The 19,540-nt window shown below is 72.0% G+C and carries 14 protein-coding genes and 1 pseudogene; 10 read left to right on the top strand and 5 right to left on the bottom strand.

Translation table 11 applies throughout. The features are described 5' to 3' along the window. The 3 genes and pseudogenes from AOK23_RS48740 to AOK23_RS00880 all read left to right on the top strand — a co-directional run. Positions 1-190: pseudogene (locus AOK23_RS48740) on the top strand (hypothetical protein); the annotation flags it as partial. Then, the gene (locus AOK23_RS00885) at positions 190-2,292 is read left to right on the top strand and encodes an ATP-binding protein (protein ID WP_055710818.1); all 2,103 of its coding nucleotides are present in this window, start codon (positions 190-192) and stop codon (positions 2,290-2,292) included. The pseudogene AOK23_RS48740 and the gene AOK23_RS00885, both read left to right, overlap by 1 nt. Positions 2,293-2,508: 216 nt before the next feature. After that, complete coding sequence (locus AOK23_RS00880; RefSeq protein WP_055710817.1) at positions 2,509-3,444, top strand: M56 family metallopeptidase; 936 nt, start codon at positions 2,509-2,511, stop codon at positions 3,442-3,444. Between the two features lie 127 nt (positions 3,445-3,571). Here the strand turns inward: AOK23_RS00880 and AOK23_RS00875 are convergent, their stop codons facing one another. After that, on the bottom strand, positions 3,572-4,414 hold the full coding sequence (locus AOK23_RS00875) for an alpha/beta fold hydrolase (protein WP_055710816.1): 843 nt from the start codon (positions 4,412-4,414) through the stop codon (positions 3,572-3,574). A gap of 254 nt (positions 4,415-4,668) precedes the next feature. On the opposite strand from AOK23_RS00875, the gene AOK23_RS00870 reads away from it, so the two are divergent. Further along, positions 4,669-5,169 (top strand): SgcJ/EcaC family oxidoreductase, encoded by a 501-nt coding sequence (locus AOK23_RS00870; protein WP_055710815.1) that lies wholly within the window; start codon positions 4,669-4,671, stop codon positions 5,167-5,169. A gap of 134 nt (positions 5,170-5,303) precedes the next feature. Here AOK23_RS00870 and AOK23_RS00865 read toward each other — a convergent pair whose 3' ends face one another. Both AOK23_RS00865 and AOK23_RS00860 read right to left on the bottom strand, forming a co-directional pair. After that, a complete protein-coding gene (locus AOK23_RS00865) occupies positions 5,304-6,719 on the bottom strand; it encodes a HAMP domain-containing sensor histidine kinase (protein ID WP_055710814.1) in 1,416 nt (471 codons plus the stop codon). Continuing rightward, positions 6,716-7,564 carry a response regulator transcription factor gene (locus AOK23_RS00860; RefSeq protein WP_055710813.1) on the bottom strand — a complete coding sequence of 283 codons (849 nt, stop codon included), beginning with the start codon at positions 7,562-7,564 and terminating at the stop codon, positions 6,716-6,718. Before AOK23_RS00860 ends, AOK23_RS00865 begins: the two co-directional genes overlap by 4 nt. 89 nt (positions 7,565-7,653) lie before the next feature. Between AOK23_RS00860 and AOK23_RS00855 the strand changes: the two genes are divergently transcribed. The 5 genes from AOK23_RS00855 to AOK23_RS49195 all read left to right on the top strand — a co-directional run bounded on the left by AOK23_RS00855 (position 7,654) and on the right by AOK23_RS49195 (position 15,752). Continuing rightward, positions 7,654-9,762 (top strand): tetratricopeptide repeat protein, encoded by a 2,109-nt coding sequence (locus AOK23_RS00855; protein ID WP_055710812.1) that lies wholly within the window; start codon positions 7,654-7,656, stop codon positions 9,760-9,762. A 258-nt stretch (positions 9,763-10,020) separates the two neighbouring features. Further along, complete coding sequence (locus AOK23_RS00850; RefSeq protein WP_055536890.1) at positions 10,021-11,313, top strand: aspartate kinase; 1,293 nt, start codon at positions 10,021-10,023, stop codon at positions 11,311-11,313. A 43-nt stretch (positions 11,314-11,356) separates the two neighbouring features. After that, the gene (locus tag AOK23_RS00845; RefSeq protein ID WP_055710811.1) at positions 11,357-12,427 is read left to right on the top strand and encodes an aspartate-semialdehyde dehydrogenase; all 1,071 of its coding nucleotides are present in this window, start codon (positions 11,357-11,359) and stop codon (positions 12,425-12,427) included. Positions 12,428-13,419: 992 nt separating this feature from the next. After that, positions 13,420-14,025: a SigE family RNA polymerase sigma factor gene (locus AOK23_RS00840; protein WP_099966939.1), complete on the top strand. Its 606-nt coding sequence runs from the start codon at positions 13,420-13,422 to the stop codon at positions 14,023-14,025. Then, entirely contained in the window at positions 14,022-15,752 is a 1,731-nt protein-coding gene (locus AOK23_RS49195) for a hypothetical protein (RefSeq protein ID WP_240496195.1), read from the top strand. The genes AOK23_RS00840 and AOK23_RS49195 overlap by 4 nt, the downstream gene beginning before the upstream one ends. A 118-nt stretch (positions 15,753-15,870) precedes the next feature. On the opposite strand, the gene AOK23_RS00830 is transcribed toward AOK23_RS49195, so the two are convergent. Both AOK23_RS00830 and AOK23_RS00825 read right to left on the bottom strand, forming a co-directional pair. Beyond that, positions 15,871-16,779: an SURF1 family protein gene (locus AOK23_RS00830; RefSeq protein WP_206336091.1), complete on the bottom strand. Its 909-nt coding sequence runs from the start codon at positions 16,777-16,779 to the stop codon at positions 15,871-15,873. Positions 16,780-16,853: 74 nt separating this feature from the next. Then, positions 16,854-17,291 (bottom strand): nuclear transport factor 2 family protein, encoded by a 438-nt coding sequence (locus AOK23_RS00825; protein WP_055710810.1) that lies wholly within the window; start codon positions 17,289-17,291, stop codon positions 16,854-16,856. A gap of 231 nt (positions 17,292-17,522) precedes the next feature. On the opposite strand from AOK23_RS00825, the gene AOK23_RS00820 reads away from it, so the two are divergent. After that, complete coding sequence (locus tag AOK23_RS00820) at positions 17,523-19,352, top strand: S9 family peptidase (protein WP_079049196.1); 1,830 nt, start codon at positions 17,523-17,525, stop codon at positions 19,350-19,352. Positions 19,353-19,540 lie beyond the last annotated feature (188 nt).

Genomic DNA, 19,540 nt, shown 5'->3' with positions numbered 1-19,540 from the left:
CGCGATCGCCGCGGGTGGCAATATCGGTACCGCTTCGACGGGCGGCTCGACACCCCCCGCCGCCCCGCCCCAGACCCAGCCCACCCCGCCGCCCTCCGGCGCGCCCGGTCCCGGCGGCAGTGTGGTGGCCTCGGGACCGAGCTCCATCGCGGCGGGCGGCGACATCGGCTCGGCGTCGACGGGGAGCTGATGGACATCGAGGCGTCGGGGGAGCGGGCCGTCGCGGCCGGAGGGTCGATCGGCATGGTGGTCACCGGGGACACCTTCTTGCGCGTCGAACGGATGACGGCCCAGCTGCCCGCCGAGACGTACGAGCTTCCCGCGTGTACGACGCCGCTGGTCAACCTGCCGGACACACCGGACGTGTTCGTGGGCCGCGATTCCGAACTCGACGCCTTGGACGTGGCGTTCGAGGGCACCGATCGTGTCGTGGTCCACGCCGTGCATGGCCTGGGCGGCATCGGCAAGTCCACGCTGGCCGCGCACTGGGCCGCCGGTCGCACGGACACCTACAACCCGGTCTGGTGGATCAGCGCGGAGACCCCTGCTGATCTGGACGCCGGCCTCGCCGATCTCGCGGTCGCCTTCCGGCCGGCCCTGCGCGACCAACTGTCCCGCAGAGCGCTCCGCGATCTCGCCGTGCAGTGGCTGTGCACGCATGACGGCTGGCTGCTGATCCTGGACAACGTCGCCGACCCGGCCGATGTGAGGGCGCTGCTCGGGAGGGCCACGCGAGGACATTTCCTGGTCACGACCCGGCGAGCGCAAGGCTGGCGGGGAATCGCGGAGACACTGCCTCTGGACGTTCTCTCCCTGCCGAAGGCGGTGGAACTCTTCGCCGCTGTCCACGGCCGACCGGCCGGCCGCACGGACGACGACGGCGCGGATCTCGACGACATCGGCGAACTCTGCCGTGACCTCGGATGCCTCCCGCTGGCAGTCGGACAGGCAGCGGCGTACTGCCGGGAGGCGGCGATCACGCCCGCGCGGTATCGGCGGCAACTGGACGAGTATCCGGAACAGTTGCTGGCCCAGGCGCCCGAAGGCGGACACGCCGTCGCCCGCGTCTGGCGCGTGACGCTGGACCGGCTGGTGGACACCCCGCTGGCCGGGGAGATCCTCCGGGTGATCGCATGGTGGGCACCCGACGGCATCCACCGGTCGTATCTGGATCCGCTCGGCAGCCCGCCCGAGGTGACGGAGGCGCTTCGCAGGCTGGCCGCCCACAGCATGATCACGCTGCACGGGGACGAGATCTCCGTCCACCGGCTCGTCCAGGCGGTCGCCCGCGCCGCTGACCCGGGGGACCCTCACCGGCTGCCGGAGTCCGTGGCCGCTGCGCGCGAATCGGCGGCGACGTTGCTGAACGGACCGACGGGACCGACGGAGGACAGCGCGCGAGCCATGCAGACGCGCTGGTACTCCCATGCGGAGGCGTTCCTGGGGCATGGCGAACCCGATACGGAACAGAGCGTGCTGCTGTTCGTCACGGTCGTACGGTGGCGTTGCGTCTTCCACGAGGAAGGAGGCGTCGACGCGCTGTGGCGTGCGCTGGGAGTCGCCCAGCGGGTCTGCGGACGCGGCCATACGACGACCATGCTGGCCAGGGAGAACGTGGCTGAGGAGTACCTCGAGGAAGGCGCATGGGTACAGGCTCAACTGCTTCTGATGGAAAACATGCGTACGGCGTACTGGAGGTTCGGACGCAAACACCCGGCACGGATCATGGCGTACGCGCGACTGGCCGGACCGGTGCTGAAGAAGGGCAACATCTTGTCCGCGCTGGGCATACTGGACCGTTCGCTGCGCAAGGCCGAACGGGCGCTGGGCCCCGACCACGACGTCACCGTGCGGATCGGGATCATGCTGGCCGAGACCGCGATGCATCTGGGCCAGATCTTTCCCCGTCGATACGCTCCGCGTGCCATTTCCCAGGTAGAACTGTTGCGCTCCCGGGTGGACATCGCGAGTGACGCCGCACTGCTGCTCACGTCCAACCTCATGAACCTTCACGCCATCACCGGAGACCACGAGCGGGCTGTGCGCACAACGGTCGACTTCGCCGACGAACTGGCCGGGAGCCACGGCGAACGGCATGTGTCGACGCTGTACGCCCGAGCTGAGCAGCTGACAACGCTGGTGACGTACGGTGAGACCGACCGCGCCCGCGCGGTACTCGATCCGTTGCGCGCGGACTGGGAGGAAGCGGTCGGGGACACCCGGTTACCGGCGTCCTTGCGCGAGGCGATGACGCAGATGCTGAGGACGCTCTTGCCCCTGCGCACGGACTGAGAGCCGACAGGCCGTCGGGCGGAGAACCCGAGGGTCGAAGGGGGCGGACCGCCAGCGGGCTGACGGCCGTCGGAGGTTGTTGCGTCGCAGGCGGACGTTCTCGATTACGGCTCGCTTCAGCGGATCGCAACCGTTCCCTTCCCGGTAGCGTGTCCACCGGCCTTGCAAGCCGTACCGATGCCTCGCCCTCCCCGCCAAGGAACCGGAGTCACCGACGTGACCGTCCTCCTGCTCCTTCTCATCGCCGTGGCTCTGACGGCCGCCGTGCTGGGCCCCCGTGCGCTGCTCCGGGCCGGGTGGCCGGAGCGGGAACCCGTGGTCGCGCTGTGGGCGTGGCAGTGCCTCGTCGCGGCGGCGCTGCTCAGTTGCCTCGCGGCGCTGGTGCTGGGCGCGGCGGCCGGGTTCGAGACGGTCAGGACGCATGCCTTCGCGCCCGCGCCGCCGGCCGTGACCGCCGCGTACGACCTCACGGCCGCGCCGCCCTGGACGGCCGTCCTGACGCTGCTGCTGGCCTGCGGGGCCGCGTGGAGCGGGGCAATGCTCGCCCGGGAGGTCGTCGAGGCCCGGCGCCGCCGCCTCCTGCGCCGCGCCCATCTGCGTGAGCGCGCCCCCGACCTGCCGGCCGGCCTGCCCGACGCGCAGGGTCCCCTGCTGGTGCTGGAGGACGAGTACCCGGACGCCTGGCTGATGCCCGGCGCCCCTCCCCAACTGGTCTTCACCACCGGCGCGTTGGGCAAGCTCACCGACCGTCAGCTGGACGCCGTGCTCGCCCATGAACTCGGCCACGCCCGCGCCCGCCACGACTGGCTGCTCCACCTCTCCACGGCCCTCGCGACCGGCTTCCCGCGCGTCCCGCTCTTCGCGCACTTCGCCGACCAGACCCACCGTCTCGTGGAACTCGCCGCCGACGACACGGCGTCCCGCCGCTGCGGCCACCTCACCACCGCGCTCGCGCTGATCGAACTGAACCAGCACCGGGGCGTGTTGAGCTGCGCCAGCACCCGTCGGCTGCTCGGCGACCGCGTCGAGCGGCTCCTGTCGCCGCCGCCCCGCCTGGACCGGACCCGACGCGCGGCGACCACGACCGCCGCCGCGCTCCTCGCCCTCCTCCCGCTCCTCATCGCCTTCGCACCGGCGCTGGGGACGCTCTAGGGGTGTCGTCGAAGTCCCGCCTGGGCCCGTCGGGGGTCGCGGAACGGGCGGGGAGTTCGACGACAGCCTCCAGGCCGAGCGCTCCTGCAGGGAGCCCATCAGGCCGAGCGCTCCCGCAGGAAGCCCCTCAAGCCGCGTGCTCCCGCAGGAAGTCCATCAGTACGGCGGTGAGTTCGGCGGGGTTGTCCTCCTGGACGAGGTGTCCCGCGCTCGTGATCGGCTCGAAGCGCGCACCCGGGATGCGGGCGGCCAGCTCGCGCCCCTTCGCCAGGGGGATCCAGCCGTCGTCCTCGCCCCAGCACACCAGCACCGGGATGTCGATCTCCCCGTACCGGTCCTGGATCTCGTCGGTGTGGGCCTGGTCCGCCTGGGCGATCTGCCGGTAGAAGGCGGGCTGCCCGTGTTCGCCGAGCCACGGTTCGACGAGCCGGTCGATGACCGCCGGGTGCAGTCCGGGGCCGCCGACGGAACTCACGTACTCCCGCACGAGGGCCCGGTGCAGCGCGGAAGGCAGCTGTTCGAAGACGTCGGCGTGCCGGCCGAGCAGCCGGAAAGAGGGGGAACCCCACGGCGCGAGCGCCACGGGGTCGACGAGGGCCAGCGCGCGGTAGCGGGCCCCGTGCAGCAGATGGGCCCGCAGGGAGACCGCCCCGCCGAAGTCATGGGCGACCACCGAGGGTTCGCGAAGCTCCCACCGCGTCAGCAGCTCGGCGAGGACACGTCCCTGGGCGGCCAGGGAGACGTCCTGACCGGTGTGCATGTCCGACTCCCCGTACCCGGGCATGTCCCACACGAACACCTGGTAACGGCCGGTGCCCGCCAGCGCCTGGGCGATGCCGCGCCAGACGTAGGAGGAGAAGGGGGTGCCGTGACAGAGCACGACCGGGTCCTGCCCGTCCTCCCCGACCCTGCCCCACCGCACGTCCCCCGACGTACTCCGGAAAGTCTCAGTCAGCAGCACTTCGCTCATGGCTGTCTGCTTACCCCGGTGAACGCCGCCGTCACTGCGACGAGCGGCAACTCCAGTGCGGCACAAGGGCTTTCAGACGTCCGGACCCCGTACCGAGGGTGACCGGGGCGTCGCGGTGCGTGCTTTGTACGATCCCTGTCCCACCGCTGTATCTCCGTTGCACGGACCCTAACCGGCTCCACGCGAATCTGGAGTCACTTCCACCGCACACGAGGCGGAGGCAGGAGAACCCCACATTCGCACAGGAGTTAACGATGACCCGCAAGAACCGCATACGCGCCGCCATCGTCACCGCCACCGCTCTCGTCACCGTCGGCACGGTGACCGCCGGCGTCAGCATGGCCGGTGGCGAGTCCGCCCCGAAGAAGTCCTCCAAGATGGAGATCGCGGCGCTCTTCGACGGCTGGAACAAGTCGCTGCAGACCGGGGACCCGAAGAAGGTGGCCGACCGCTACGCGAAGGACGCGGTTCTGCTGCCGACCGTCTCCAACAAGGTCCGCACGGACCGCGCCGGAATCGTCGACTACTTCCACCACTTCCTGGAGAACAAGCCCAAGGGCAAGAAGGTCCAGACGATCATCAACGTCCTGGACGGCAACTCCGCGATCGACGCCGGTGTCTACCAGTTCACGCTCACCGACCCGAAGACCGGCGACAAGCGCGTGGTCAAGGCCCGCTACACGTACGAGTACGAGAAGCGCAACGGCGTCTGGAAGATCGTGAACCACCACTCGTCGGCGATGCCCGAGGGCTGATCACCGGCACCCGTACCGGTGGCTGAGCCACACCCCCCGGCTCAGCCACCCTCTGGCCCGGCCGCCTCCGGTTCAGCCTCCCTCTGGCCCGGCCGCCTCCGGTTCTACCGCCCTGTGGTTTGCCGCCCTTCGGTTCAGCCGCCTCCGTGTCGCGCCGCCCGCAGGGTGAGGGCGACGCACAGGCCGCCGCCGGGCGCGTCCTTGAGGATCACGGTTCCGCCGTCGTCGGTGACGAGTTGCTTGACGACGGCGAGACCGAGGCCCGAACCGGACTTGCCGGTGAGGCCCTGACCGCGCCAGAAGCGGTCGAAGGCACGGGACTTCTCGGCGTCCGACATACCGGGCCCCTCGTCCAGCACCGACAGCACCACCTCGTCGCCCCGGCCCTCCACCCGCACGGTGATGGTCGCACCGTCGGGTGAGACCTCCAGGGCGTTCGACAGCACGTTGTCCAGGACCTGGTCCAGATGACCGGGACTGGCCAGCACGAGCGGCCGGCCGTCGGCACTCCCCCTGAGCGTGATGGTGACTCCGCGCTCGTCGGCGGCCGGTCTCCACACATCCAGGCGCTCCTGGATGACGTCCCGCAGGGACAGCGGTTCCGCCGCCGTCACCTTCGCCTCGGCGCGGGCCAGCACCAGCAGCCCGCTGACCAGCCGGCTCATCCGGACCACCTCGGCGGTCGCCTGCTCCACGTCCTCCCGTACGAACTCGTCGTCCACGCCGTCCGCGATGTTGTCCAGCGACAGGCGCAATGCCGTCAGGGGGGTGCGGAGTTGATGGGAGGCGTCGGCCACGAAGATGCGCTGCGAGGCGATGAGCGTGTCGAGGCGCTCGCTCGCCTGGTTGAGGGTGCGCGCGAGGGTCTGTGTCTCCTGCGGGCCGGTGATCGCGGAACGCGCCTTCAGGTCGCCGTCGCTCATCTTGCTCGCCATCTCGTTGAGCTGGCGCAGGGGGGCGGTCAGCCGCCGCGCGGCGAACACGCCGATGCCCGCGGCGGCCAGCAGGACGAGTACGGCCAGGCCCGCCCGGAAACCCCAGATCTGCCAGAGCCGGTCGGTGAGGTGGTCGGTGGAGAACTTGATCCGGACGGCGCCGACGACATCGGCTGTCTGCTTCTTCCCCGCCGCCCGCGTCCCGTCCGTCGCGTCGCCGTCCGCGGGACGGGCGAAGGCGGGCACGGTGACCACCAGGTTCTTGCCCCAGATGAAGTCGGAGCCCCAGTCGACGGTCTCCTCGCCCCGCTCCAGGGCCCGGGTCAGCGCCGCGTCCGGTGTGGGCCGCCGCAGCGTCTCCCGTACGCACCGGTCCGTGGCCGAGACCTCGACCTTCTCCTTCTTCGGGTAGGCCCCGGCCATCTTCGCCAGTGCCTCGCAGGAGGCGACGTCACCGGCGCCGAGGAGCCGGGCCATCGTCCTGGCCTCGCGGGTGATGGACTCCCTGGTGTCGCCCCGCAACTGGTTGGTGAGCGTGAACGCCACCGGCACCGTGAACAGGGCGATCGCCACCGCCACGAGGAGCACATAGCTGCGGATGAGCTGGCGGATCATGACGCGCCGCTGCTCCCGCTCGCGCCGCCGAGCGTCCCGCTGCCCCCGCTCGCGCTCCCCGAGACGCCGTCGCTTCCGCTCGCGGTCCCGGACGTGGCGATGCTCCCGCCCGTGCCGCCGGGGGTGCCGTTGCTTCCACCCGCGCCGCCGGAGGCACCGGTGTTCTCGTCGGTGCCGTTCACGATGAGCCGGAAGCCCACCCCGCGCACCGCCTCGATGGTGATCGCCCCCGCGAGCTTGCGTCGCAGTGCCGCCACATGCACGTCGAGCGTCTTCGTCGGGCCGAACCAGTTCGCGTCCCAGACGGCCTCCATGATCTGCTCGCGCGACATCAGCGCGCCCGGCTCCTCGGTGAGGAACGCCAGCAGGTCGTACTCCTTGGGGGCCAGCCCCACCTCCGCGCCGTCCAGGTGCACCCGCGCGGCCTTGCGGTCGATGGTGAGCCGGGAGCCGTACCGGTCGGGCCCGGCCGGGGGCGCGTCCGCGGGGCGCGGCTGCACCCGGCGCATCACCGCCCTTATCCGGGCGATGACCTCGCGCACCCCGAACGGCTTGGAGACATAGTCGTCGGCGCCGAGTTCGAGTCCCACCACCCGGTCCGTCTCGTCGCTGCGGGCGCTGATCACGATGATCGGCACGGCACTGCGGGCCCGCAGCGCCTTGCAGACGTCCAGCCCGTCGGTGTCGGGCAGCCCCAGATCGAGGAGCACCACGTCGTACGGGCCGTCGTACGTCAGCGCCGCCCCGCCCGTGGACACCCACTCCACCTCGAAGCCGTATCGCTGCAAGCCACGCCGGAGCGACTCGGCCACCGGCTCGTCGTCTTCCACCAGAAGTACGCGCACAGGCGAACCATAATCGTTGAACTTTAAGACGGTCGGTCGGCGAGCCCCCGGTTCCGGCGGGGCGGGCACCGACAGGGAGGGGTGCGCTCATGGTGGAGGCGTCGGGGGAGCGGGCCGTCGGGCTCGGCGGGAGCGCGCGCAATGTGGCCACGGGCGACGGCGCCACCCAGATCGACGTGCAGATCGAGCAGGCGACCGTCCTGCCCGCCGAAGCGTTCGCACCGGTCGGGGAGGTGATCGAGCGGTTGGTCCGAGTGCCGTCCCGGACAGGGCTGTTCGTGGGCCGGGAGCGGGAACTGGGGCTGCTGGACGAGGCGGTCGGCGCGCCCGGACGCCCGGCCGTGGTCGCCGTCCACGGACTCGGCGGCATCGGCAAGTCCACCCTGGTCGCCCAGTGGGTGCGGAGGAACGCGGCCGACGCCAACCCGGTGTGGTGGATCACCGCCGACAGCCCCGCCGCGATCGACACCGGCCTGACCGAACTCGCCATGGCCATGGAACCCGCACTGGCCGACGCCCTGCCGCCGCACGTCCTGCGGGAGCGGGCCCTGCGATGGCTGGCCACCCATGACGGATGGCTGCTCGTCCTCGACAACGTGAGCGAGCCGGCCGACGTCGAGGCCCTCCTGGAACGGGCGCCGAACGGCCGCTTCCTCATCACCAGCCGCCGGGCGACCGGCTGGCACGGGGCGGCCACCGGCGTGGACGTCGACGTCCTCGACGCGGCGCACGCGGTCGAACTGTTCGAGCGTGTCTGTCCGGCGGGCGGCGCGCGCGTACCCGAACTCGTCGCCGAACTGGGCAACCTTCCCCTCGCCGTGGAGCAGGCGGCGGCCTTCTGCCGCGAGTCGGCCACCACGGCCGAGCGGTACCTGGACCTGCTCGCCGCGTACCCGGCGGACATGTTCGCGGTGTCCGCCGAGGGCGGGGACCCGCAGCGGACCGTGGCCCGGGTCTGGCGTGTGACGCTCGACCGGTTGGAGGAGGGCGACCTCACGGCGGTCGTGCTGCTGTCGGTGCTCGCCTGGTACGCGCCGGACGCGATCCCGCGCGGCATGCTGGAGGCATCGGCGCAGCCGCTGGTCCTTGCCAGGGGCCTCGGGCGGCTCGCCGCGCACAGCATGATCTCGCTGCACGGCGACACCGTCTCCGTCCACCGGCTGGTGCAGGCCGTCGTCCGCACGCCCACCGGGACGGAACAGGCCGAGGCCGAGTTCATCGCCCTCACCCGGAACCAGGCGATCCGTCTGCTGCACGCCGCGCTCCCCGCCGACCACGAGGACGTCGGTGCCCTGCCCGTCTGGCGCGCGCTGCTGCCCCACGTCCAGGCGGTGATCGGCCATGTGCCCCCGGAGGACGACACCGACGAACTCGGCCGGATGGCGAACGAGGCGGGGATGTTCCTCTTCGGGCAGAAGGACGTCCGGGAAGCCGTCCGCCTGCTGGAGCGCGCCCACGGTGTCGCCGTGCGGTTCCTGGGGCCCGAGCACCACAGCGCGCTCGTGGTGGCGAGCAACCTGGCCCTGGCGTACGCCGAGGCCGGCGACACCGGCCCTTCCCTCGATCTGATGCGGTGGGTCCGCGAGGTCGGCGAGCGGGTGCTGGGCGCGAACACCCCCGAGTACGCGGTGCTCCTCGGCAATCTGGGGTCGGTGCACTACGCGGCCGACGACCTGGACACGGCGAGCGAGCTGCACGCCCGGGCGGTGGAGATCCTGCGCACCACGGTCGGCCGCGACGACCCCCGCACCTTCCGTGCCCGCGGCAACCTGCTGAACGACCTGATCACCGCCGGGGAGGGGGCGCTGGCGGTGCCCGTGATGGAGGAGTACCTCACGGACTGTGTACGCCGTCACGGCGAGGACCATCCGGCGACGCTGAACGCCCGCAACAACCTGGCCGGGGCCTACCAGTACTCCGGGGACCTCGAACAGGCCATCGACCTGCTGCGGCGCAACGTCGCCGACCGCGAGCGCCTCCTCGGCCCGGACCACCCGCAGACGTCGCTGTCGTTGAACAACCTCGGCGGGGCGCTCCTCCGGGCCGGCCGGGCAGCCGAGGCCGTCACCGTGTACGAGCGGGCCCTGGCGGCGTACGAACGCTCCCTCGGCGCGGACCACCCCCACTGCCGGAAGGTGCGGGACAACCTGGAGGACGCGCGGCGGGCGGTTCGCGAGGGGACTGCGCCCCCCGAGTGACCTCGCCCACTTTATGACTGCGGCGTGCCCCGGGCGGGCAGGGACCACCCCGGAGCGGCCTGGCCACCGACGGTCTCCCGGCGAAGAAGCCGGGGTGAAATCCGGCGGCGGCCCGCAGGAATCCGAGGTGATCGAAGGGTGAGCGGGACATCTCACCATGCGGGAGCCCGGAGGCGGGATTCGGCCGCTCGATAGACTGAGCCGACCGCAGTACCTGTGTATGTGCGGATAAGGGACGAAACCGAGCGAGGAGCGCACGTGGGCCTTGTCGTGCAGAAGTACGGAGGCTCCTCCGTAGCCGATGCCGAGGGCATCAAGCGCGTCGCCAAGCGGATCGTGGAAGCCAAGAAGAACGGCAACCAGGTGGTTGTCGTGGTCTCCGCGATGGGCGACACGACGGACGAGCTGATCGATCTCGCCGAGCAGGTGTCTCCGATGCCTGCCGGACGTGAGTTCGACATGCTGCTGACCGCCGGAGAGCGTATCTCCATGGCCCTGCTGGCCATGGCGATCAAAAACCTGGGTCACGAGGCCCAGTCGTTCACCGGTAGCCAGGCAGGCGTCATCACCGACTCGGTCCACAACAAAGCCCGGATCATCGATGTCACGCCGGGCCGTATCCGGCAGTCCGTCGACCAGGGCAACATCGCCATCGTCGCCGGCTTCCAGGGCGTCAGCCAGGACAAGAAGGACATCACCACGCTGGGCCGCGGCGGGTCGGACACGACCGCCGTCGCGCTGGCCGCCGCGCTCGACGCCGAGGTCTGTGAGATCTACACCGACGTCGACGGTGTCTTCACCGCCGACCCTCGGGTCGTGAAGAAGGCCCGGAAGATCGACTGGATCTCCTTCGAGGACATGCTGGAGCTGGCCTCGTCCGGCTCCAAGGTGCTGCTCCACCGCTGTGTCGAGTACGCCCGCCGCTACAACATCCCGATCCACGTCCGCTCGTCCTTCAGCGGACTGCAGGGCACGTGGGTCAGCAACGAGCCAGTCGTCGGAAAGACGCAGCAGCAAGGGGAACAGAAGGTGGAGCAGGCCATCATCTCCGGTGTCGCGCACGACACCTCCGAGGCCAAGGTCACGGTCGTCGGCGTCCCGGACAAGCCGGGCGAGGCCGCCGCGATCTTCCGCGCCATCGCCGACGCCGAGATCAACATCGACATGGTGGTGCAGAACGTCTCCGCCGTGACCACCGGTCTCACGGACATCTCCTTCACCCTCCCCAAGACCGAGGGCCGCAAGGCGATCGACGCGCTGGAGAAGAACAAGGCCGGCATCGGCTTCGACTCCCTGCGCTACGACGACCAGATCGGCAAGATCTCCCTGGTCGGCGCCGGTATGAAGACCAACCCCGGCGTCACGGCCTCCTTCTTCGAGGCGCTGTCCGACGCGGGAGTGAACATCGAGCTGATCTCCACCTCCGAGATCCGCATCTCCGTCGTGACCCGTGCCGACGACGTCCCGGAGGCCGTGCGCGCCGTGCACACCGCCTTCGGACTCGACTCCGACAGTGACGAGGCCGTCGTCTACGGAGGCACCGGCCGATGACGGTCCGTTCGTACGGTCCGTACGGCGGCGGCACCGGCCGTTGATGGCCGTCGCCGCCGGGCGGACCGGCAGGCCGACGCTCGCGGTCGTGGGGGCGACCGGGGCCGTCGGCACCGTCATGCTCCAGATCCTGTCCCACCGCGCGGACATCTGGGGCGAGATCCGACTGATCGCCTCTCCCCGCTCGGCTGGCCGCAAGCTGGCCGTACGCGGGGAGGAGGTCGAGGTCCTGGCCCTCGCCGAGGAGGTCTTCGACGGGGTCGACGTCGCGCTGTTCGACGTGCCCGACGAGATCGCGGAGCGCTGGGCGCCGATCGCGGCGGCCAAGGGCGCGGTGGTGGTGGACAACTCGGGCGCCTTCCGGATGGACCCGGAGGTGCCCCTCGTCGTCCCCGAGGTCAACCCGCACGCCCTGCGCGTCCGGCCGCGCGGCATCGTCGCCAACCCCAGCTGCACCACCCTGTGCATGATCGTGGCCCTGGGCGCGCTGCACGCCGAGTACGGGCTGCGCGAGCTGGTGGCGTCCTCGTACCAGGCGGTCAGCGGCGCCGGCCGGGCCGGCGTCGACACCCTGCGTCGGCAGATCTCCCTCGTCGCCGGTACGGAACTGGGCACCAGCCCCGGTGACGTACGGCGGGCCGTCGGCGACGACACCGGGCCGTTCCCGGAGCCGGTGGCGCTGAACGTGGTGCCGTGGGCCGGGGAGGCGCGCGCGGACGGCTGGTCCTCGGAGGAGATGAAGGTCCGGGACGAGACCCGCAAGGTCCTCGGGCGGCCGACGCTGCCGGTCGCCGTGACCTGCGTACGGGTCCCCGTCGTCACCGCGCACTCCCTGACGCTCCACGCCCGCTTCGAGAGCGAGGTCACCGTCGCCAAGGCACGGGAGATCCTCGCGACCGCGCCGGGCGTGGTCCTCTTCGACGACCCCGGGGCGGGGGAGTTCCCCACCCCCGCGGACGTCGTGGGCACGGATCCCACCTGGGTCGGCCGCGTCCGCCGCGCCCTCGACGACCCCACCGCCCTCGACTTCTTCGTCTGCGGCGACAACCTCCGCAAGGGCTCCGCCCTGAACACCGTGCAGATCGCGGAACTGGTGGCGGGCGCGCGGGCCTGAGGGGCCTTGAGGGGAAGGGGGAGCGGTGCGTCCGGCGGCTTGGGGTGTGGGTCTGAGGAGCGGTCCGGCGGCTTGGGCTGTGGGCTTGAGTAGCGGTGCGTCCAGCGGCTTGAGCTGTGGGGCCTGAGCGGCGATTCGGCTGGTGGCTCGCGGGTGCGGGGGCGAGGTGGCCCATAGGCCGGGGTGCCGTGCAGCCGGTAGGCCGGGGTCCGGGTGCGGGGGGCGGCCGGAGGGCGTGGGTGCCGGGGCACCCGGAGACCTGGTTCTGTGGCGCCCATCGGGTCGGGGATTCGGCTCGGTGGGCGGCTGCGGGGCGGTCGTGGTCGGTCGCGCAGTGCCCCTCCCTTGCCTGTCCCGATGGCCCCGGCGTCCGTCCGTTGCCTGTCCCGGTGGCCCCGGCGTCCATCCGTTGTTGTCCCGGGGTGCACTGTTCCTTGGCCCCGCGTGCACCGTTCCCCGAATTCCTCGCGCCGCCACCGGCGTTGGGATAGACCGGCTGTCACGGCCTGTGGGCGCCGTCGGCTGCCGTGGGCGTTGTCGGTGGTGGCGTGTAAGTTCTTCGAGTCGGCGGTTCGTCGGACGAAGGATTTCCGGTCGGACAGCCGTGTGATTTCCGGGTTGATTCAGGCCTCCCGGTGATCGAGGATTTTGCTCCCCGTCCGCCGCAACCGCGCGGTGGACGGGGAGCGTCTTTAACGAGCGCCCTTCGGCGGGGCTGGGCGCGCACGGACTCGGGGCATAGGGGAAGAGCTGGTACGCATGAGGGCGTTCGACGCGCTGTCCGCTGTTCGGTCGGCCGTGCAAGGCGAGGCGCGGGGCGCGCGGCCATGCATATGCGCCGTACGAACAGGCGCTCGGTCTGACGCAAAAGTGATGCCTGTCGCGTACAACCCCGACGGGGGGATACGGGTCCAACAGGCGTGGCAGAGGTACTCGACTTCACCGCGGTACAGACGAGGGGCACCGCCCTTCGTCCACCCCGCCGTCCCCGCATGCCCGGTCCGCCCGGCGGCATGCCGGTGATCGCGCCCATGCCCGCGGCGCGGCCCACCCGCATCCCCAGCCAGCGCGACGGCGCGGAGGACACGACGACACTGCCGGCCTCCGGCACGACCGTCGACCATCTCACCGAGACCTACCGCGCCCACTACCGCTCGCTCCTCGGCCTCGCGGCCCTCCTCCTCGACGACACCGCCTCCTGCGAGGACGTCGTGCAGGAGGCCTTCATCCGCGTGCACTCCGCGCGCAAGCGCGTCCGCGACCCGGAGAAGACGCTCGCCTATCTGCGCCAGACGGTCGTGAACCTCTCGCGTTCCGCGCTGCGCCGCCGCATCCTCGGTCTGAAGCTGCTGTCGAAGCCGATGCCGGACATGGCGAGCGCGGAGGAGGGCGCCTACGACCAGCTGGAGCGCGACTCCCTCATCAAGGCGATGAAGGGCCTCCAGCGCCGTCAGCGCGAGGTCCTCGTGCTGCGCTACTTCGCCGACATGACCGAGGCGCAGGTCGCCGAGACCCTCGGCATATCGCTGGGCTCGGTCAAGGCGTACGGCTCCCGTGGCATCGCGGCACTGCGCGTCGCCATGGAGGCGTCGGCATGAGCGGCGACGCCAGGGGCGACGGGCACGACACGCACGACCGGCGCGAGGGGCACGACGAGCTCGGCGCCCGCAGGCGGGCCTCCTGGGGCCGCCGGGACGACGAGCGCACCGAAGGGCAAGGGCGGGACCGGCGCGTCGGGGGGCGCGGGCTCGCCGAGCACGAAGACACGCAATCGCACGCTGGGAACGGAACTGTGAATCACGGCCCCGAAGAACAAGGCCCCACCAAGGGTCAGGGTCTCGAAGGCCGCGGTCCGGACGAGCCGGCTCCGGACGACATGCGCGCCGACGACCCGACCCCGGGGGAGACGCACACCAACGACGGCACGGAATCGGACGAGACCCGCTCGGACGACGTGGCTACGGGCGATGTGGCTTCGGGCGACGTCGCCACGGGCGAGGCGGGCTCGGGTGACGCGCGCTCGGCCGACGCCGGTTCGGGCGACGCCCCCTTCGACGACCCGGCTCCGAGCGGGACGGGCTCGACGAGTCCGGGCGGTCCGAAGGGCCTGCACGGCTTGCACGACCCGCATGACCTGAACGACGCGCACGACCTGAACGATCCGCACGACCTGGGCAATCTGCGCGGCCTCAACGGCACGAAGCCGTCCGGGGCGGCGGCGGATCTCCTGTCCTTCGGCCTGTCGGAGTCGGCGCCGGGGTCTGGGTCTGGGTCGGCCGGTTCGGGTCCGAAGGGGCTGGACGGTGCCGGTCCCAAGGGCCTCGGCGGATTCGACTCCGACGAGCTGATGCTGCGGAACCTGCTGCACCACGCCGTCTCGGAGATCGAGCCGCGTGACGGCACCCTGGACCACCTGCGGCGGGCCGTACCGGCCCGGCGGGCGCGCAAGCGTCAGGCCGTCGTCGGGATGGCGGCCGCCGCGCTGTTCATCGGCACGGCGATCCCCGCCCTCGTGCACGTCTCCAACTCCACCGGCTCCGACGCCAACCCGTCGGTCGTCGGGCATGGCTCGGCGACCCACGGCAGCGAGGGCCAGTCCAAGGGGCAGACCGGCGGCAGCGGTTCGTCGGGCGGCACCTCCGGCGGCTCCAAGGACACCGGCAAGGGCAGCGACAAGGGCAAGGGCGACAAGGGCAAGGGATCGTCCGCCGGCGTGCCCGGCGGCACCGAGGCGACGCCCACCACCGCGAGCGCGGCCCTGTGCACGTCCGCGCAGCTCAGCGGCGCCGCCAGCGTCGGCTCCCCGGACTCCGGCGGCGCCGTCTACGGCAGCTTCCGGGTGTCCAACGTCTCCGGCTCCAGCTGTACGGTCGCCGGCGCGGGCGGGGTGAGCACGTCACCGCAGGGTGCCGCGGACGCCGCCAGGATCACCGTGGCGAACCATGTCTCGGGCGACGCGGCCACCGGGCTGCCCGACCCGTCGCTGTCCCTGTCCCAGGTGGTGCTGGAGCCGGGGGCCGCGTACGAGGTGCGGTTCGCCTGGGTGCCCTCCGAGCCCTGTCCCACCACGAGCGGCGGCACCACCGACGGCGGCACCGGCGGTACGGATCCGACCCCGGACCCGACGCCCACCGAGGAGGACCCGGGGGCCACCGCCGACGGCGGCAGCTCGATGTCCACCCAGCTCGTCAGGGAGGACGGCGAGGCCGACGGCAGCGTCGTCATCTCCCACACGGCGGAGGGCGGCGTCGCCACGTACTCCACAGGCGTCGGCAACGCCTGCGCGGGCACCGTCTACCGGACGGGCCTCCTGACGGCGTCCTGACCGCCACCGGCCGCCCTGTGCGGGCCCGCCCCCGGCGGCACCCGCACCGCCGCGGTGGGGGTGGAGTCGGCCCGTCACCCCGCCCTGCCCGCCCTTCACTTCCTGGGCGGGCCCGGTGTCACTGGGCGGGTTCCGCTTCGCGGGAGGGGTCCCGCTCCTCGCCGGAACGGCCTGCCTCCGCCTCCCGGCCGTCCGCGGAACCACCGCCGCCCGCGGAACCACCGCCGTCCCTCGACGCACCCTGCTTCGGGTCCGCCGAGCCGTCCCCCTCCGGGACCAGCCCCAGCTGTTCGTCCCGGATGAACTCGATCTCGCGGCGCAGCAGCCGGAACCACATGAAGACGACGAAGCCGGCGAAGACGAACCACTCGCCGGTGTAGCCGAGGTTCTGGAACGCCTTGAGGTCGAGCCCGCTGTCCTGCGGCGCCGTCGCCGGCACGGCCTTCATCCCCGCGTCGCCCTCGTCGAGGGTGACCCACGCGTCGTACAGGTCGTCCGGCACCAGGTTCACCAGCGTCGCCGCGCTGATCGCCCCCGTCTGGCCGGCGGGGAGACCGCCCTGCACGGGCACACCGTTGGAGCCGGGCGTCTCGGACGCCTGGAGCGAGCCCGTCACGGTGACCTCGCCGGTGGGCGCGGCCGGCGCCCGGTCCGGGTCCGCGGTGCCGGGCAGCCAGCCCCGTACGACCGGCAGCGACTTGCCCCCGTCGGTGCGCAGCAGCGTCAGGACGTAGAACCCGTCCTTGCCGTCCAGCTCGCGGTGGGGAACCAGGAGCTGCTCGCCGTACCGTCCGGTCGCGGTGACCAGTTCGCCGGAGGTCTCCTTGTCGACCGGCAGCAGCTGGTCCAGCGGGCGGGCCGGGGCCCGGTCCGCGGGGTCGACGCGCTCGGTCGCCGTGCGGTGGTCCTGCATGCGGTCCTCGAACCGGCTCAGCTGCCACGACCCCATGAACACGCAGAAGGGGATGGCGAGCAGCACGAAGACGTTGATCCCCCACCATCGGGGCGTCAGCAGGAACCGGTACACGCCTTCCACCGTACGGTGCCCGCACCGCCCGCCCGGCTGCGGGGTCGGCCGGGTCGGCCACGCGGCCGGGCGGTTCAGTACCGCTCGACGAGGTGCTCCCGGCCCGCCGGCGGCTCGTACGGCTCGGGCCAGAAGTCGGTGACGGAGGTGATCCGGCCGTGCGTGGCCCCCGTGAAGAAGGAGACCGCGTCCATCTGCTCCAGTCCCACCGTCACATGTATCCAGCTGACGACCTGCCCCGGCTCGGCGACGATCCGCTCGACGCGGGCGTGCCAGTCCGCCGGATAGTCGCGGTTGAACCGCACATACCGCTCCCGGCCCCGGATCCGCTCCCTCGTCTGCGGCAGCTCGTAGACCACGTCCTCGGCCAGGGTGTCGGCGAACGCGTCCCAGTCGCGGGCCTCCGCACTGGCCCAGTACGTCTCGACGGTCCCCCGCAGCACGCCCGCCGGGGTGTCCACCGTCGGCACACCGCTCGTCGAGGTCGTCGGCACATCGCTCGTTGAGGTCATGCGGCGAGTCTGCACCCGGCCACTGACAATCGGTCCGCGCCGCCCGGACACCCGGTCGCGACCCGCCTGCGCGGTCGCCCTGTGCCACCCGGTCGTAGTCCCGACCGCAGCCGGGCTCGACCTGCGCGTTCACCGGTTGTCCACAGGCGCGGGGGTGGCGCCGGGCGGAAGTTTTCCACAGGCTGGGGGCCTCGGCGACGCAATGTCCGACGGGCGGGGCAATATGGGGCCATGACTGAGAGCAACGGGTCCACCCCGCAGCAGCAGAGCGGGTCAATGCCCGACTGGGAGAAGAGGTTCCGGGCGCCGAGGGTGTCGCTGCCGGACTGGGCGGAGGACGCGCCGCACCGCTCGCTGTTCGTCTCCAACGCCACGGGGACGTACGAGTTGTACGCGTGGGACCGGGTGACCGGCGAGCAGCGCCAGGCCACGGACCGGGCCAACGGGACGACGGACGGCGTGCTCTCGCCGGACGGCGAGTGGATCTGGTGGTTCGACGACAAGGACGGCGACGAGTTCGGCGTCTGGCGCCGCCAGCCCTTCCAGGGCGGCCCCGACGAGGAGGCGACACCGGGCCTGGACGCGTCGTACCCGGCGGGCCTGGCCATCGGCCGCGACGGCCTCACGGCGGTCGTCGGCCGCTCCACCGACGAGGACGGCTCGACGATCCATCTGGTCCGGCGGGGTTCGGCCCCCGTCGAGATCTACCGGCACCGCGAGTCGGCCGGCGTGGGTGACCTCTCGCACGACGGCTCGCTGATCGCCGTCGAGCACACCGAGCACGGCGACGCGATGCACTCGGCGCTGCGCGTGGTCCGCCCGGACGGCACGACGGTCGCCGAGCTCGACGACACCAAGGGCGGCACGATCGAACTGGGCCTGGAGGTCCTCGGCTTCGCCCCTGTCGTGGGTGACACCCGACTGCTCATCGGGCACCAGCGCCGGGGCCGCTGGGAACCCCTCGTCTGGGACGTGGTGTCCGGCGAGGAGACCGACCTCGGCCTCGCCGACCAGCTGGAGGGGGACCTGAGCGCCGAGTGGTATCCGGACGGCTCCGCGCTGCTCGTCGTCCACAGCTTCGAGGCCCGCAGCGAGCTGTGGCGCTACGAACTGGCGACGCGCCGTCTGGAGCGCGTCGAGACCCCGAGGGGCACGGTCTCCGGGGCCACGGCCCGCCCCGACGGCAGCGTGGAGTACCTGTGGTCGTCGGCCGCCGAGCCGCCGGTCGTGCGGTCCACGACGGGCGAGGTCGTCCTGGACCCGCCGGGCCTGAAGTGCCCGGGCTCGGTGCCGGTGGAGGACGTGTGGGTGGACAGCCCCGGCGGCCGGGTGCACGCGCTCGTGCAGCGCCCGGTCGGCGTGTCCGGCCCGTACCCCACGCTCTTCGAGATCCACGGCGGCCCCACCTGGCACGACAGCGACTCCTTCGCCGCCGGCCCGGCCGCCTGGCTCGACCACGGGTACGCGGTGATCCGCATCAACTACCGCGGCTCCACCGGCTACGGCCGGGCCTGGACCGACGCCCTCAAGCACCGGGTCGGCCTGATCGAGCTGGAGGACATCGCGGCCGTCCGCGAGTGGGCGGTGAGCACCGGCTTCGCCGACCCCGACCGCCTCGTCCTGACCGGCGGCTCCTGGGGCGGCTATCTCACCCTCCTCGGCCTCGGCACCCAGCCGGACCTGTGGAGCCTCGGCATCGCCGCCGTCCCCGTCGCCGACTACGTCACCGCGTACCACGACGAGATGGAGGCGCTGAAGGCGATGGACCGCACCCTCCTGGGCGGCACCCCGGAGGAGGTCCCCGAACGCTTCGCGGCGTCCTCCCCGCTGACGTACGTCGACGCGGTGAAGGCCCCGGTCTACATCTCCGCCGGGGTGAACGACCCGCGCTGCCCCATCCGCCAGATCGACAACTACGTCGACAGACTGGTGGCCCGCTCCGCCGTCCACGAGGTCTACCGCTACGACGCGGGCCACGGCTCCCTCGTCGTCGACGAGCGCATCAAGCAGCTCCGCCTGGAACTGGACTTCGCCGCCCGCCACCTGGGGGTGGATGCCTAGAGGCCGTCGCCCCCCTCACTGATCGCGCGGGCCGCGCGATGCTCACCGCTCACCGCTCACCGCTTGCGGCTCACTGCTCACCGCTCAGGCGGCCGCCAGCGCTGTCGGCTCCCGGGACTCCGCGGGGTCCCGGGGCGCCTCGGCCGCCATGAGCAGCTCCGCCAGGGTCGCCCGGGCCCGGGCGACCC

Origin of the sequence: Streptomyces torulosus (assembly GCF_001419765.1) — a bacterium.
GTDB lineage: Bacteria > Actinomycetota > Actinomycetes > Streptomycetales > Streptomycetaceae > Streptomyces > Streptomyces torulosus.
The sequence above is the reverse complement of the archived record's forward strand: the minus strand, read 5'-3'. Positions and strand labels throughout refer to the sequence as shown.